Consider the following 14733-nt stretch of genomic DNA (forward strand, 5'->3'; position numbering starts at 1 on the left):
ACCAGGGGTTTTCCCTTGTATTCAAGACGTTCCGGTTTGAATTTTCAGGCGAATCACGTTAACCTCCCACCCCTTGCTGCGCAGATGGGCCTGCATGGCAGGCAGCAACTGGCGCAGTTTGGCCGCTGCTGCGTTGTTTCGCACCACCAGGCACCAGGTCTGGCCCTCAATGGGGCCGGCCTGCAGCGCCGGGCGCAGTGCAGGCGGAATCAAGGATTCCACCGCCCGAAGCCGTTCGCTCGATTCCCGCGATAGCGCTGTCAGTTTCGCCAGCATGGGCGCTTCGTCTGCAGCTTGTTGCAGGGTGACGGCGTGGTGGCGGCGGTTCATGGGGGCTTGGGAAATACAGGAAATCAAGAATGCAGTTGATTATCATGGACTCGCGGCTGACCCGCAGCAGGACGCTCCAGTTGACCGGGGGGCGGCTGGTGGCGGCAGCCCTGGCGGCGTCTCTGGTGCTGATGTGCGTGGCGGCTCTTCTCTACCATCTGGTGTTTCTCAAAGGCGCGCGGGAAGGCTGGCCCGTGGTCGGATCGCTGGTGCGGCTGGTGGTGCAAGATGAATTCGAGCAGCGTGACCGCTTCATGCGACACAACCTGGATGCCATTGCCCGCAAGCTGGGCGAAATGCAGGCGCGCATGGTGGAGCTCGAATCGTTGGGGGACCGTGTCTCAGGACTCGCAGGCATTACGCCTCCAGCCGACAAGGCGCGATTGCCGGGCATGGGTGGGGCCTTGCTGTCGGCGCGCTCTCTCACGGTGCAGGAACTGGAGGCCAGCCTTGCCGAGCTGGAACAGGTGGCGGGCCAGCGCATCGACCTGATGACGGTGCTGGAGTCGCGCTTGTTTGACCAGCGCATCAGCAAATACATGGCTCCCACCGAGCTCCCCGTGCCGGGCACGGCGGCTGGTTCCACGTTTGGTTTTCGCATCGATCCCTTCACGGGGAAGTCCGCATTGCATGCAGGGCTCGACTTTCCGGCCCCTACCGGGTCGGATATCGTTGCTGCTGCGGGCGGCGTGGTCATCACCCAGGAGTTCCATCCAGCCTTTGGCAACATGGTCGAGCTGGACCATGGCAACCAATTGGTCACCCGCTACGCCCATACATCCAAGGTACTGGTCCAGCGCGGCGACCTGGTGCGCCGTGGCCAGAAGATTGCCGAGGTGGGGACCACAGGGCGCTCGACCGGGCCGCATCTTCATTTCGAGGTGCTGGTGCAGGGCGTGCCGCAGAACCCCCAGAAATTCCTCTTGGCAGGAGGAGCCCCCGGCGCGCAGGTCGCATTGCAAGGTGCTGCTGAGCCCGCGCTGTCTGCAGGCAGGTAAAATCGCTTTTTGGGGGCCAGAGCCTGCCGGTAACGGCGGACTGCTTGTATTAGCAGGCGCAGGCCCCAACTGAACTCACTACTTCACAGGATTCTGGTCGTTCGGCGTGCACTGGCGCGCAGGGCGAACCTGTTCGCATGGCCACCAACTTTCTCACTAAAATTTTCGGCAGCCGCAATGACCGGCTTCTCAAGCAGTACCGCAAGACGGTGGCCATCATCAATGCAAAGGAGCCCGAGTACGAGGCGCTGAGCGATGATGCACTGCGTGCCAAGACACAGGAATTCAAGGACCGCGTAGCCGCTGGCGAATCGCTCGATGCGCTGCTGCCCGAAGCGTTTGCGGTGGTGCGCGAAGGTTCCAAGCGCGTCATGAAGATGCGCCATTTCGATGTGCAGCTTCTTGGCGGCATGGGATTGCACTACGGCAAGATCGCTGAAATGCGTACCGGCGAGGGCAAGACACTGACGGCAACCCTGCCGGTGTACCTCAATGCCCTGTCCGGCGACGGTGTGCACGTGGTGACGGTGAACGACTATTTGGCAGGCCGCGACGCCAAGTGGATGGGGCGTCTGTACAACTTTCTCGGGCTGACGGTGGGTATCAACCTGCCCAATATGCCACGCGAGGAAAAGCAGGCCGCCTACAACGCCGACATCACCTACGGCACGAACAACGAGTACGGGTTCGACTATCTGCGCGACAACATGGTCTACGAGGCAAATGACCGCGTGCAGCGCAAGCTGAACTTTGCCATCGTCGATGAAGTGGACTCCATCCTGATCGACGAGGCGCGCACTCCGCTCATCATCAGTGGCCAGGCCGAAGACCACACAGCGACCTATCTGGCGATGAACAAAATTGTTCCCTTGCTGGTGCGCCAGGAAGGTGAGGCCGATCCGCGTACGGGTGAAGGCGTCACCAAGCCTGGTGACTTCACGGTGGACGAAAAGACGCACCAGGTGTTCCTGACCGAGCAGGGCCACGAGACAGCCGAGCGTGTGCTGGCAGCCAACGGCCTGATTCCGGAGGGCGCCTCGCTCTACGATCCGGCCAACATCACGCTGATGCACCACCTGTATGCTGCGCTGCGCGCCAACCACCTCTATAACCGGGACCAGCACTATGTGGTGCAAGAGGGCGAGATCGTCATCGTTGACGAATTCACTGGCCGCCTGATGGCGGGGCGCCGCTGGAGCGAAGGACTGCACCAGGCCGTCGAAGCCAAGGAAGGCGTGCAAATCCAGGCCGAGAACCAGACGATGGCCTCGATCACCTTTCAGAACTATTTCCGCCTTTACAACAAGCTCTCGGGGATGACGGGAACGGCCGATACCGAGGCCTATGAATTCCAGGAAATCTACGGCCTGGAAACCATGGTGATTCCGCCCAACCGCCCGAGCAAGCGCGACGACCAGCTCGACCGCGTGTACAAGACGACGCGCGAGAAGTATGAAGCGGCCATCAAGGACATCCGCGAGTGCCACGAGCGCGGGCAGCCCGTGTTGGTGGGTACCACCTCGATCGAAAACTCCGAGATCATCGATGAGCTGTTGAACAAGGTGGGCTTGCCGCACCAGGTGCTCAACGCCAAGCAGCACGCCCGCGAGGCCGACATCGTGGCCCAGGCCGGGCGCGCTGGCATGATCACCATTGCTACCAACATGGCAGGCCGCGGAACGGACATTGTGCTGGGCGGCAATATCGAGAAGGACATCGCTGCCATTGAGGCCGATGAAACCCTGGATGAGAGCACGAAGCAGTCGCGCATTGCCCAGACGCGCGCTGACTGGTCGGTCGAGCATGACAAAGTCAAAGAACTGGGCGGCCTGCGCATCATTGCCACTGAGCGCCATGAGTCACGCCGTATCGATAACCAGTTGCGCGGCCGTTCGGGCCGCCAGGGTGACCCTGGCTCCTCGCGCTTTTACCTGAGCCTGGACGATTCGCTGATGCGCATCTTCGCGGGTGACCGTGTCAAGGCCATCATGGATCGGCTCAAGATGCCCGATGGAGAAGCCATCGAGGCCGGCATCGTCACGCGCAGCATCGAATCGGCACAGCGCAAGGTCGAAGCGCGTAACTTTGATGTGCGCAAGCAGCTGCTTGAATACGACGACGTGGCCAACGACCAGCGCAAGGTGATTTACCAGCAGCGCAATGACATTCTTGATGCCGCCGATCTGTCCGACGTGATCGCCGCCATGCGCGAGGACTGCTTCAGCGACATTGTGCGTGAACATGTTCCTGCGGAATCGGTCGAGGAGCAATGGAATCTCCCGGCGCTTGAAAAGGTGCTGGCCGAAGAGTGGCAGATCCCGATGGCGTTGCAGTCGCTGGTGGAAGGGTCCAGCTCCGTCACCGACGATGAAATTCTGGAGAAGGTCGTTCAAGCCGCCCATGACACCTTCGAGGCGAAGGTGCAACTGGTGGGCCAGGAGAATTTCACCCAGTTCGAGCGTGTAGTGTTGTTGCAGACTTTCGACTCCAACTGGCGTGATCACCTGAGCGCGCTGGACTACCTGCGCCAGGGTATCCACCTGCGCGGGTATGCACAAAAGCAGCCCAAGCAGGAATACAAGCGCGAAGCCTTTGAACTGTTCCGCCAACTGCTCGATATGGTGAAGAACGAGGTCACAAAGATCTTGATGACGGTGCAGGTGCAGTCGCCTGACCAACTGGACCAAGTGGCCGAAGACATGGAGCAACGGGCTGAGAACATTGCCAATGTGACCTACACCGCGCCGACGGAAACCGGCGAGGTGGAAACCACGGTGGATGAAAGAACACTGAGCGTGCAGCAAAAAGTGGCCGCTGGTGGCCGCGTGGGTCGCAACGATCCTTGCCCTTGTGGAAGCGGCAAGAAATACAAGCAGTGCCACGGCAAGCTCGCCTGAACCTGCTTTCGCATCTGACACGGGCTTCGGCCCGTGTTTTCATTTCGGTGGCACGGTGACTGCGTATCATCGGCCGAGTTTTTGGAAGGAAACACCATGCCCGTTCATCTCTCCGCTCCCGTTCCCTCGGACCTGCACCCGGTCGCCGGGGTGCGCATTGGCGTCGCCGAAGCCGGTGTGCGCAAGGCCCACCGCAAGGATCTGACGGTCTTTCTGCTCGATGAAGGGGCGACCGTCGGCGGTGTGTTCACGCAGAACCGTTTTTGCGCAGCGCCCGTGCAGGTGTGCCGTGAATCCCTGGCGTTGCACCAGGGCCAAGGCATTCGTGCCCTGGTGGTCAACACCGGCAACGCCAATGCCGGTACCGGCCAGGATGGGCTGCAGCGTGCCCGCTCCACCTGCGATGCACTGGCCGCGCAGCTGGGTGTCGCCTCCACGCAAGTGCTGCCGTTCTCCACTGGCGTCATCATGGAGCCCCTGCCAGTTGACCGCATTACGGCTGGGCTGCCTGCGGCCCTTGCCGATGCGCGCCCCGACCATTGGGGCCGTGCGGCCGAAGGCATCATGACCACCGATACGGTGGCCAAGGCGTTCAGCACCCAGGTGCAACTGGGCGGCGCCACGGTGTCGGTCACGGGGATCAGCAAGGGCGCTGGCATGATCCGCCCGAACATGGCCACCATGCTGGGTTTTCTGGCAACCGACGCCTGTGTGGCACCCGCCCTGGTGCAGCAACTGGCGCGTGAGCTTGCCGATCAGTCGTTCAACCGCATCACCATCGATGGTGATACCTCGACCAACGACTGCTTCATGGTCGTCGCCACGCACCAGGCGGGCAATGCGCTCATCACCTCACTGGAAAGTCCCGAGGGCCGGACGCTCAAGGCGGCCATGTTGCACATTGCGCAGCAACTGGCGCATGCCATCGTGCGGGACGGTGAGGGTGCCACCAAGTTCATTACGATCCGCATCGAGGGTGGCAAGACGGGCGAGGAATGCTGCAAGGTGGCCTACGCGATTGCGCATTCGCCGCTGGTCAAGACGGCCTTCTTCGCCAGCGACCCGAACCTGGGCCGCATCCTGGCCGCCGTGGGTTATGCCGGTATCGATGACCTGGACCAGACCGGCATCGACTTGTACCTTGACGATGTACATGTGGCGGTGAAAGGCGGGCGCAACCCGGAGTACCGAGAAGAAGACGGACAGCGCGTCATGCAGCAGAGCGAAATCACAGTGCGCGTTGTGCTGGGACGTGGTGATGCTGCAGAGACGGTGTGGACCTGCGATCTGAGCCATGACTATGTCACCATCAATGCGGATTATCGCTCCTGAATTGCTAGCTGTTAGCGCTTGATGTGTAAGCTCTTGGTGCCGAAATGAACGATAAATTTGACCATCTGATGATGCGTGCAGAGCAACTCATCGCACGCATCGAGTCCGTGTTGCCGCAGCCCTTGTGCGCGCCCGACTGGTCGGGGGCTATCGCCTGGCGTTACCGCAAGCGCAGCAGTGGCCACGGCACGCTGGAGCCTGTACGCCATGTGGCTGCGATGCAGTTGGCGGACTTGAAGAAAATCGACGGTCAGAAGGAAAAGATCGAGCGCAACACGCGGCAGTTTGTCGAAGGGCGCGCGGCCAACAATGTGCTGCTGACCGGTGCGCGTGGCACGGGGAAATCCTCGCTCATCAAGGCCTGTCTGAATGCCTATGCACCGCAGGGGCTGCGACTGATCGAGGTGGACAAAGCCGATCTCACCGACTTGCCGGACATCGTGGAAGTAGTGGCCGGGCGGCCCGAAAAATTCATTGTCTTCTGTGATGACCTGAGCTTCGAAGACGGTGAGCCGGGCTACAAGGCACTCAAGTCGATTCTGGATGGCTCGGTAGCGGCTGCCACGCCCAATGTGCTGATCTACGCGACCAGCAACCGCCGCCATCTGCTGCCCGAATACATGCGGGAGAACCTCAGCTACACGCATACCGATGATGGTGAAATCCATCCGGGAGAAGGGGTGGAGGAGAAAATTTCTCTCTCGGAGCGTTTTGGTCTGTGGGTGAGCTTTTACCCTTTCAGCCAGGATGAATACCTGGCCATCACCGCGCAGTGGCTGGCGTCGTTGGGAGTGTCTGCTGCCTCTATTGAGGCAGCGCGCCCCGAAGCGCTGGTCTGGGCATTGGAGCGTGGTTCGCGCAGCGGCCGCGTGGCCTACCAGTTTGCCCGCGACTATGCAGGGCGCCACGGTGGCTGAAGCCGCCACGTCCCCCGCACCGCGCACGCACACTGAAGTGGCGGTGGGCATCCTGTTGCGCCGTGATGGCGCTTTGCTGCTCACCACCCGGCCGCCCGGTAAGGCCTATGCCGGTTATTGGGAGTTTCCGGGCGGCAAGATCGAAGCGGGCGAGACCGTCGAGCAGGCGCTACGCCGTGAACTGATCGAAGAGCTTGGCGTCACCATCGGCCCGGCGCAGGTCTGGAAAGTGACGGAACACGATTATCCTCACGCGCTCGTGCGGCTGCACTGGTGCAAGGTGTGGGAATGGACGGGCGACTTGGAGATGCGCGAAGGCCAGGCCATGTCCTGGCAAGCTTGGCCCCCTGTGGTGCGCCCGGTATTGCCGGGCGCCGTGCCTGTGCTGGACTGGCTGGCCCAGGAGCGTGGTGTACCGTTCGATCCTGAAATACTATTAAAAAAATAGCTGCTAACGCTTGCTGTATAAGCGTTAGAGTGGATTTTTACTCAATATTTTTGCGCGGATCGCCAAAAGGCGCCTCGTCGGGAGGTGCCTCGGCAGGGACGCGAAACCCTTCACTCGCCCAGGCGCCCAGATCCATCTGCTTGCAACGCTCACTGCAGAATGGGCGCCAGGGGTTTTGTGGGCTATAGAGGCTGGGGCCGCGACAGGCGGGACAGGCCACCTGGCGAGCGAATGAAGAATCAGTGGGTGGCTGGGGTGACATGGTTCCACAGCGTCCTCAGGCGCACAGGGTCAGTTCAAAAACGGCGTCTTCCGTGTTGGCCAGCAAATGCCCATCAGCTTGCTGCTGCATCAGGCGCACTGAAACCATAAGCCGGTTGCCGCTGATCTCGGGGACTAATCCCAGTGCGGGGTCAATGCGCAGGCGCAGCAACTGAAAGGTGCGGCCCTGGGGCAGGTTTTGTTGCAGTTGTCCCCGTTCGGCAGCCACCTTTTGGGCGACGCCTGTGTCGCGCAGAAGCTTGAGCAGCAGAAAAATGGATTCTGCCAACGGAGCCAGCGTGCTGACCCAGCCTTCGAGTGCTTGCTGTCGCTCCTTTGCGGGGCGGTGCTGCCAGGCAGCGTAGCTAGGCAGGTCAAAACCACAGGTGCCTCCCGGAATACCAGCCCGGCTGCGGATGGCCATGAGCCAGTCGTTTTCCGTCAAGGGCTGGCCTGTCTTGCCGGTCTGGGTGTTCAGGCGGGTGAAACAGTGGTCGAGTTGGGCTACGATGCCGTCCAGCGCTGCTTCCGAGATGGCAGGGTTGCCACGGTAGCCGTCCAGCTGATGTTTCTGTTTTTCAATGTCTTTGAGCACATCCGATTTCAGATCAGCACGGGCGGCGACGTCCATGATCTCGAAGATGGTGGTCAAGGCAAAGTGGTGGTCCAGTGCCTCGGTGCGAGCGATGAGTTCGCCCAGCCGCCGGAACAGCAGTTCCAGTCGCAGATAGGTGCGAATGCGTTCGTTGAAGGGGTATTCGTAAAGAATCACGCTGCCAGGTTCCGGGTGGGGGGCCGCCCTGAAGGACGAAGGGGGCTTGTCGGGATTGCGCCGCGCAGCCATGGCCTACCGAGGTATGGTGGCATAGGGGGGGGCGTTTTTTTCATGGGGATCGCGAGCATGTTCTGCGGGCTGCTTCCTGGGCGCTCATCATAGCCCGAACCGTGTGGCGAGTGCATCCACCTGGGATTGCAGTGCTTCCAGGGACAACTGGTCGTTGTAGAGGACTGCATCGGCTGCCCGGCGCCGGACAGCCCGGCTGGACTGCGCAGCAATGATGCCTTCAATGGTTTTTCGGTCAAGGGCATTGCGCGCCATGACGCGGTCGATTTGTGTCTCGGTTCGGCAATCAACCACCACCACTGCATCGAGCTGGCGTGGCCAGTGCCCTGATTCCACCAGTAAGGGGATGTCAAATACCAGCAGGCGCCGCCCCGCTGCTTCTGCAGCGTAGGCACGGCTTTCAGTGCATTGGGCAACCAGGGGGTGGAGAATAGCTTCGAGTTGTTTGCGCGACTCAGGCCTGGAAAAAGCGAGGTTACGCATGCGTGCACGGTCCAGGGCCCCACTGGCATCCATGTATTCGGATCCAAAGGTTTGAACAATCGACGGCATGGCCAGACCGCCAGGCTGGGTCATCTCTCGGGCGATCTGGTCCGCATCCAGGAGAATTGCTCCGCGGTTGACCAGGATACGGGCTACCGTACTTTTCCCGCTGCCAATACCGCCGGTCAGTCCTATCCGTACAGAGGAAGTTGGCGCGCGGTTCACAGGCCCAGGGTCTTTAGCAGGTTGTCCAGAATGGCCTGAGGGCCAAAAACCATACCGAGAAAACCCGCACCGGCCAGAAAGGGGCCAAAAGGAACATAGCCCCCTTCGCGCAGGCTGCTGGCAATTTTGAGTGCGATACCGATGATGGCCCCCACCACGGAGGCCATCAGGATCAGCGGGACGAGCGCCTGCCAGCCAAACCAGGCACCCAACGCGGCGAACAGCTTGAAATCGCCATAACCCATACCTTCCTTGCCCGTGGCCAGTTTAAAACCCCAGTAGACCAGCCAGAGTGAGAGGTAGCCGGCAACTGCGCCCATCACTGCACTGAAAAGAGGCACCTCGATCCATTGCAGGGCTGACGCCAGCAGGCCTGCCCATAACAGCGGCAAGGTCAGATCGTCGGGCAACAGGGTGGTATCCCAGTCGATGAAGGCCAGGGCGACCAGCATGGCAGAAAAGAAACACCATGCCAGTCCGGCCGGTGTGGCGCCCCAGTGCTGCACGCAGAAGAAGAACAACCCTGCCGTGAAGAGCTCGACCATCGGATAGCGGGCACTGATGCCGACTCCGCACGAGGAGCAGCGGCCTCGCAGGAATATGTAGCTGAGCACCGGAATGTTTTCGTACCAGCGCAACTGGTGCCCGCAAGCCTGGCAGCGAGAACGTGGCCGGGACAGGTTGAAAACCTCTGGCTGCGTTGCCGCGGGGGCTTGGTTGCCAGCAGTCGTTGCCGCATAGTCAGCGCATTCAGCGGCCCATTGGCGCTCCATCATTTTGGGAATGCGGTAGATCACGACATTCAGGAAGCTGCCCACCAGCAAACCCAGGATGCCCGCCAGCGCGGCATCCGACCACGGTGCCAGCAGCATCAGACGACCTGGCCCAGCTTGAAGATCGGCAGGTACATCGACACCACAATACCGCCGATCAGGGTGCCGAGGAATACGATGATGATGGGCTCCATCAAGCTGGACAACCCGGCTACCATTTCATCCACTTCAGCTTCGTAGAAATCAGCCGCTTTGCCCAGCATGTGGTCAATCGAACCGGATTCTTCGCCAATGGCACACATCTGTATCACCATAGAAGGGAATACATTGGCATTGCTCATGGCGGCAGTCAAGCTGGTGCCGGTGGACACTTCCTGCTGGATCTTGTCGGTTGCCATGGCGTAGACCGAATTGCCGGCGGCACCTCCAACGGAATCTAGTGCTTCAACCAGCGGAACGCCAGCGGCGAACATGGTGGAGAGTGTGCGGGTCCACCGTGCGACGGCAGATTTGTTGATCAGGTCGCCAAAGATCGGGATGCGCAGTAACAGCCGATCCATCACTATTTGCATCTTCTCATTACGACGCCATGCCTGCATGAAGAAGTAAAAACCACCACCGATGACACCAAAAATCAGCCACCACCACTTTATGAATATGTCACTGATTGCCATTACAAATAGTGTTGGGGCTGGTAGTTCGGCTCCAAAGTTAGCGAATACCTCCTTGAATGCCGGGATCACAAAGAGCATGATTACTGTTACTACGACAAACGCCACGATAACAACCGAAATGGGATACATCAACGCAGACCGGATCTTGGATTTGATCGCCTCCGTCTTTTCCATGTAAAGCGCTAGCCGATCCAGCAGAGCTTCCAGGATACCGGCGGCTTCGCCAGCTTCGACCAGATTGCAATACAGGCTATCGAAATACATTGGGTATTTGTGGAATGCCCCGTTGAGCGAGGTGCCGGTTTCCACATCTCCGCGGATCTCGTTGAGCAACTTGCCCACGCTGGGGTTCGTGTTTCCGCGCCCTACGATGTCAAAGGCCTGCAGCAGGGGCACGCCTGCTTTCATCATGGTCGCCATCTGCCGCGTGAACAATGCGATGTCCTTGGGCTTTATTTTCTTGCCCGAGCGCATGCGGCGCTTCTTGATCTTTGTGGGGAAAACGCCCTGCCGACGCAAGGTGGCCTGCACCTGGTTTTCCCCCGATGCGCGGATTTCACCGCGAACGATTTTTCCGTTGCGGTCCTTGCCCTCCCATTCAAAGACAAAATCCTTGATGCTCCGTGATGCAGCGGTTGCCATTGCGCTTCCTTGTCTGATAGTTCTTATAGGTTGGTGACGGCCAGGACTTCCTCGAGTGAAGTCAGGCCCTGGCGCGCCTTGTGCAGCCCGGACTCGCGCAGCGAGCGCACGCCCTCGCTCCGTGCTTGCTCTGCGATGTCCAGTGCGCTGCCATCGCGCAAAATAATGCGTTGGATGTCTTCGGTGATGGGCATGACCTGGTAGATGCCTACGCGCCCCTTGTAGCCGTTATTGCAGGCAGAGCAGCCCACAGGTTTGTAGGGTACCCAGGAGCCATCGATGTCTTCTTCTGCGTAGCCTGCCTCGATCAGCGCTTCGTGGGGGATGTCTGCAGGTGCCTTGCACTGGGGGCATAAGCGTCGTGCCAGTCGCTGGGCTGTGATCAGAATTACGCTGGAAGCAATATTGAAGGGCGCAATACCCATGTTGCGCATCCGCGTCAACGTTGTGGGCGCATCGTTGGTATGCAGTGTCGAGAGCACCAAGTGGCCGGTCTGGGCGGCTTTGATGGAGATGTCGGCTGTTTCCAGATCGCGGATTTCCCCCACCATGATGATGTCAGGATCCTGGCGCAGGAAGGATTTAAGGGCCACAGCAAAGGTCAGTCCAGCCTTGTCGTTCACGTTGACCTGGTTGACGCCAGGAAGGTTGATTTCAGATGGGTCTTCCGCTGTTGCGATATTGACCCCCGGCTTGTTCAGCAGGTTCAAGCACGTATACAGGGACACCGTTTTCCCGGAGCCCGTGGGTCCGGTTACCAGAATCATGCCGTAAGGACGTTCGATAGCTTTGAGCAGGCGCTCTTTTTCCACGGCGTCGTACCCGAGGGCGTCGATACCCATCTTGGCGCTGCTGGGGTCGAGAATACGGATCACGATCTTCTCGCCGAACAAAGTCGGCAAGGTGCTGACGCGAAAGTCGATCACCCGGTCAGGCCCCACTTTGAGCTTCATGCGACCGTCTTGTGGTACCCGTTTTTCAGAGATGTCCAGGCGAGAGATGACCTTGATACGAGAGGCCAGCTTGTCCTTGATGGCAATCGGCGGCGACGCGATTTCGCGCAATTCTCCATCGATGCGGAAGCGGACCCGGTAGTGGTGCTCATAAGGCTCGAAATGCAAGTCAGACGCGCGCATATTGAAGGCGTCAAGCAGCATCTTGTGCAGGAACTTGACGATAGGTGCATCTTCGACATCCCCTGCGCCGGTGTCTGCAGATTCGGTGGATTCTTCAATGGCGACATCGTCAAATTCAAAATCACCACTGGTATTGAAAGCGTCCATGCTTTCGCCAACGGATTTTGTGTTGGCATCCACCAGTTTGGATAACTTGTCGTATTCGGCAATGATCCAGTCCACACCCATCTGGGTCGTGAACTTGATTTTCTCTGCCGCCTCCTGGTCCGTGGGGTCTGCTGTCGCGACGATCAACCGGTTGTTGCGTTTGCTGAGAACCAGTACGCGATACGCTTGGCAAATCTTGGCATCAAGCAAATCCTTGGGCAGACGCAAGGGGTCGATGGCATTCAGATCCAGCAGTGGCGCGCCAAAAACAGCAGAAACCGTGTGAGCCAAGTCTGCGGCCGAGACGCCGCCGGTGCTTGTGACCTCGGCAATGAAGCTTGTGCGGCTGGCCTGCGACTTCTTGTAGATGTCTTCGGCGGCTTTAGGAGTCAGCTTGCCCGCAGAAATCAATGCCCTGCCCAAACCTGGAAGGGAAATCGAAGCGGAATCTTTCTGGGCGGAGTCGACTGCAGCCATGTAACCGATGGATAGGAGGAAAGTTATATGAACCATCCTATCATCGCTGATCGCCGCAAGGCTGTAAATCACAGCGAAAATCGACGAGGCGTTTTGCTGGATGCAGCTGGATATTGGGATATGGTCGGGGTGAGAGGATTCGAACCTCCGGCCTCTACGTCCCGAACGTAGCGCTCTACCTGGCTAAGCTACACCCCGATAGGCTGAGCCCTCTGCTCCTGAGATCAGGTGCGGCGCCCTAGTAGCTGAGCGGCTAATTGTATCAATCCGGCGCTGTATTCATTGGCTGGAAGGTGCTTCGCTGCGGCAATGGCGCGGCGTGCTTCTGCGGCGGCTGCGTCCCGTGCAATATCGAGAGCGCCCGTGCTACGGACGATATTCAGGATGGCGTCGAGTTGTTCGGTGCTGCCGTTTTCAATGGCGTGCCGCACGGTGCTTGCATCGGCTGTAGAGCCGCGCTGCATGGCTGCAATCAAGGGGAGCGTTGCCTTGCCTTCGCGCAGGTCATCACCCAGGTTTTTCCCCATTTCGGTGGCGTCTCCATCGTAATCGAGCACGTCGTCAATGATCTGGAAGGCGGTGCCCAGGGCTTGACCGTAAGTTGCGCAGGCTTCCTCGATAACGACATCGCTGCCTGCAAGAACGGCGGCCAGGCGGGCGCTGGCCTCAAACAGTTTGGCCGTCTTGGAGCGGATTACCTGCAGGTATCCGGCCTCGTTCAGTGAGGCGTCGTGCATATTGATCAATTGCATGACTTCGCCCTCGGCGATGACATTGGTCGCGTCTGCAAGAATCTGCATGATCCTCATTTGCCCTGCGTCCACCATCATTTGGAAAGCCCGCGAGTAGAGAAAATCTCCCACCAGGACGCTGGCGGGGTTACCAAAAGTTTCATTTGCTGTGGCATGTCCGCGACGCAGTGTGGAGGCGTCGACCACATCGTCGTGCAGCAAGGTTGCGGTGTGGATGAATTCGACCACGGCGGCCAGGTTAAAGCGCTGGGGATTTTTGTAGGCCAGGGCTCCACACACCAGAAGCAGCAAAGCAGGGCGCAGGCGTTTCCCACCGGCTGCAATGATGTATTGGGATATCTGGCCGACCAGCGGAACGTCAGAGGCCAGTCGGTGGGCGATCACCAGATCCACCTCGCGCATGTCGTTGGCAATAAGCGCAAGAGGAGAGGGGGCGGAAACGGGCGGGGGGGTGGTGGCAGTCAAGATGGTGGTCGCAAGCAATGCTGTGGATTATAGGAAGCGCGCCACCCTCGTTGCATGGGATGTGCGGCTGCCACAAGCAGGGGGCAAGGGGGTGCATCTGGCAGTGCTATAATCCCTGGCTCTGTGGAAATCCTTCCATGGAAGTTTCTTCAAGGTACGCAAGTACTAGAGTACGAAGAGGTCAACATGTACGCGGTCATAAAAACCGGCGGCAAGCAGTATCGCGTTGCTTCCGGCGAAAAAATTAAAGTAGAACAGATTGCTGCGGACGTAGGCCAGGAAATCGTCATCGACCAGGTTCTGGCTGTCGGCAACGGCGCTGAACTGAAGGTTGGTACGCCCCTGGTGTCCGGCGCAACTGTGAAAGCCACCGTTGTGGCACACGGCAAACACGACAAAGTGCACATCTTCAAGATGCGCCGTCGCAAGCACTATCAAAAACGCCAAGGTCACCGGCAGCAGTTCACCGAACTGCAAATCGGCGACATCGCCGGTTAAAGAAGGAGCTTAAGTCATGGCACAGAAAAAAGGCGGCGGCTCTACGCGAAACGGGCGCGATTCCAAGCCCAAAATGCTCGGTGTGAAAGCGTTCGGCGGTGAGCTGATCAGCGCGGGCTCCATCATCGTGCGTCAGCGCGGTACCAAGTTTCACCCCGGCCTCAACGTCGGCGTGGGCAAAGACCACACGCTGTTTGCCTTGGTAGACGGCCATGTGTCGTTTGCGGTCAAGGGCGCAATGTCGAAGCACACGGTCAACGTGACATCTGCAGCCTGAAGCATATTTGCTGCTTCAGCGCCCCGGCGTGATCCCGAATGGATCGTGAAATACAACAAGCCCCGCAATGCCGGGGCTTCGTTTTTTCCGTACGGGTAAGTGAAGAGACTGAAATGGCACACAGACCGCTGAGCCTGGCGCCCACAGGATCCTCGCC

General features: G+C 59.4%; 15 protein-coding genes and 1 tRNA gene. 7 read left to right on the plus strand and 9 right to left on the minus strand.

The features are described 5' to 3' along the window. Window positions 1–21 precede the first annotated feature (21 nt). Window positions 22–330, minus strand: coding sequence for a DciA family protein (locus tag C8D04_RS00005; RefSeq protein WP_116003026.1), 309 nt, complete (start codon window positions 328–330; stop codon window positions 22–24). 29 nt (window positions 331–359) lie between these two features. Here C8D04_RS00005 and C8D04_RS00010 point away from each other — a divergent pair, with 29 nt between their 5' ends. From C8D04_RS00010 to C8D04_RS00030, 5 genes are all read left to right on the plus strand, one after another. Then, window positions 360–1328 (plus strand): M23 family metallopeptidase, encoded by a 969-nt coding sequence (locus tag C8D04_RS00010; RefSeq protein WP_116003027.1) that lies wholly within the window; start codon window positions 360–362, stop codon window positions 1326–1328. A 137-nt stretch (window positions 1329–1465) separates the two neighbouring features. Beyond that, entirely contained in the window at window positions 1466–4225 is a 2760-nt protein-coding gene (secA, locus tag C8D04_RS00015; RefSeq protein ID WP_116003028.1) for a preprotein translocase subunit SecA, read from the plus strand. A 96-nt stretch (window positions 4226–4321) separates the two neighbouring features. Beyond that, on the plus strand, window positions 4322–5557 hold the full coding sequence (gene argJ, locus C8D04_RS00020; RefSeq protein WP_116003029.1) for a bifunctional glutamate N-acetyltransferase/amino-acid acetyltransferase ArgJ: 1236 nt from the start codon (window positions 4322–4324) through the stop codon (window positions 5555–5557). Window positions 5558–5601: 44 nt separating this feature from the next. Further along, window positions 5602–6474 (plus strand): ATP-binding protein, encoded by an 873-nt coding sequence (locus tag C8D04_RS00025; RefSeq protein WP_116003030.1) that lies wholly within the window; start codon window positions 5602–5604, stop codon window positions 6472–6474. Beyond that, window positions 6452–6922, plus strand: coding sequence for an NUDIX domain-containing protein (locus C8D04_RS00030; RefSeq protein ID WP_116003031.1), 471 nt, complete (start codon window positions 6452–6454; stop codon window positions 6920–6922). Before C8D04_RS00025 ends, C8D04_RS00030 begins: the two co-directional genes overlap by 23 nt. A gap of 37 nt (window positions 6923–6959) precedes the next feature. Here C8D04_RS00030 and C8D04_RS00035 read toward each other — a convergent pair whose 3' ends face one another. The 8 genes from C8D04_RS00035 to C8D04_RS00070 form a co-directional block, all read right to left on the minus strand. Then, window positions 6960–7184, minus strand: a complete 225-nt coding sequence (locus tag C8D04_RS00035) for a DNA gyrase inhibitor YacG (RefSeq protein WP_116003032.1) — start codon at window positions 7182–7184, stop codon at window positions 6960–6962. 15 nt (window positions 7185–7199) lie between these two features. After that, window positions 7200–7955 carry a cell division protein ZapD gene (gene zapD, locus C8D04_RS00040; protein WP_116005914.1) on the minus strand — a complete coding sequence of 252 codons (756 nt, stop codon included), beginning with the start codon at window positions 7953–7955 and terminating at the stop codon, window positions 7200–7202. Window positions 7956–8114: 159 nt separating this feature from the next. Next, window positions 8115–8735 (minus strand): dephospho-CoA kinase, encoded by a 621-nt coding sequence (coaE, locus tag C8D04_RS00045; protein ID WP_116003033.1) that lies wholly within the window; start codon window positions 8733–8735, stop codon window positions 8115–8117. Next, window positions 8732–9607, minus strand: coding sequence for an A24 family peptidase (locus C8D04_RS00050; protein WP_116003034.1), 876 nt, complete (start codon window positions 9605–9607; stop codon window positions 8732–8734). Before C8D04_RS00050 ends, coaE begins: the two co-directional genes overlap by 4 nt. Continuing rightward, window positions 9607–10824: a type II secretion system F family protein gene (locus tag C8D04_RS00055; RefSeq protein ID WP_116003035.1), complete on the minus strand. Its 1218-nt coding sequence runs from the start codon at window positions 10822–10824 to the stop codon at window positions 9607–9609. The genes C8D04_RS00050 and C8D04_RS00055 overlap by 1 nt, the downstream gene beginning before the upstream one ends. A 23-nt stretch (window positions 10825–10847) precedes the next feature. Beyond that, window positions 10848–12584, minus strand: a complete 1737-nt coding sequence (gene pilB / locus C8D04_RS00060) for a type IV-A pilus assembly ATPase PilB (RefSeq protein ID WP_116003036.1) — start codon at window positions 12582–12584, stop codon at window positions 10848–10850. Between the two features lie 121 nt (window positions 12585–12705). Then, a tRNA-Pro gene (locus tag C8D04_RS00065) sits at window positions 12706–12782 on the minus strand. A gap of 26 nt (window positions 12783–12808) precedes the next feature. Next, complete coding sequence (locus tag C8D04_RS00070; protein ID WP_116003037.1) at window positions 12809–13738, minus strand: polyprenyl synthetase family protein; 930 nt, start codon at window positions 13736–13738, stop codon at window positions 12809–12811. 249 nt (window positions 13739–13987) lie between these two features. Here C8D04_RS00070 and rplU point away from each other — a divergent pair, with 249 nt between their 5' ends. Together rplU and rpmA are read left to right on the plus strand one after the other, a co-directional pair. Beyond that, entirely contained in the window at window positions 13988–14299 is a 312-nt protein-coding gene (gene rplU / locus C8D04_RS00075; protein WP_116003038.1) for a 50S ribosomal protein L21, read from the plus strand. Between the two features lie 16 nt (window positions 14300–14315). Beyond that, entirely contained in the window at window positions 14316–14576 is a 261-nt protein-coding gene (gene rpmA / locus C8D04_RS00080; RefSeq protein ID WP_116003039.1) for a 50S ribosomal protein L27, read from the plus strand. Window positions 14577–14733: the final 157 nt, after the last annotated feature.

The sequence above is a fragment of the Simplicispira sp. 125 genome (assembly GCF_003096555.1).
Classification (GTDB): Bacteria; Pseudomonadota; Gammaproteobacteria; order Burkholderiales; family Burkholderiaceae_C; genus Simplicispira.

Excerpts from the sequence above, each read along its gene's own strand:
- argJ (WP_116003029.1), top strand. The coding sequence starts at position 4,322 with ATGCCCGTTCATCTCTCCGCTCCCGTTCCCTCGGACCTGCACCCGGTC.
- rpmA (WP_116003039.1), top strand. The coding sequence starts at position 14,316 with ATGGCACAGAAAAAAGGCGGCGGCTCTACGCGAAACGGGCGCGATTCC.
- C8D04_RS00025 (WP_116003030.1), top strand. The coding sequence starts at position 5,602 with ATGAACGATAAATTTGACCATCTGATGATGCGTGCAGAGCAACTCATC.
- secA (WP_116003028.1), top strand. The coding sequence starts at position 1,466 with ATGGCCACCAACTTTCTCACTAAAATTTTCGGCAGCCGCAATGACCGG.
- C8D04_RS00055 (WP_116003035.1), bottom strand. The coding sequence starts at position 10,824 with ATGGCAACCGCTGCATCACGGAGCATCAAGGATTTTGTCTTTGAATGG.
- C8D04_RS00070 (WP_116003037.1), bottom strand. The coding sequence starts at position 13,738 with ATGCGCGAGGTGGATCTGGTGATCGCCCACCGACTGGCCTCTGACGTT.
- rplU (WP_116003038.1), top strand. The coding sequence starts at position 13,988 with ATGTACGCGGTCATAAAAACCGGCGGCAAGCAGTATCGCGTTGCTTCC.
- C8D04_RS00035 (WP_116003032.1), bottom strand. The coding sequence starts at position 7,184 with ATGTCACCCCAGCCACCCACTGATTCTTCATTCGCTCGCCAGGTGGCC.
- C8D04_RS00050 (WP_116003034.1), bottom strand. The coding sequence starts at position 9,607 with ATGCTGCTGGCACCGTGGTCGGATGCCGCGCTGGCGGGCATCCTGGGT.
- C8D04_RS00005 (WP_116003026.1), bottom strand. The coding sequence starts at position 330 with ATGAACCGCCGCCACCACGCCGTCACCCTGCAACAAGCTGCAGACGAA.
- C8D04_RS00010 (WP_116003027.1), top strand. The coding sequence starts at position 360 with ATGCAGTTGATTATCATGGACTCGCGGCTGACCCGCAGCAGGACGCTC.
- C8D04_RS00030 (WP_116003031.1), top strand. The coding sequence starts at position 6,452 with ATGCAGGGCGCCACGGTGGCTGAAGCCGCCACGTCCCCCGCACCGCGC.
- pilB (WP_116003036.1), bottom strand. The coding sequence starts at position 12,584 with ATGGCTGCAGTCGACTCCGCCCAGAAAGATTCCGCTTCGATTTCCCTT.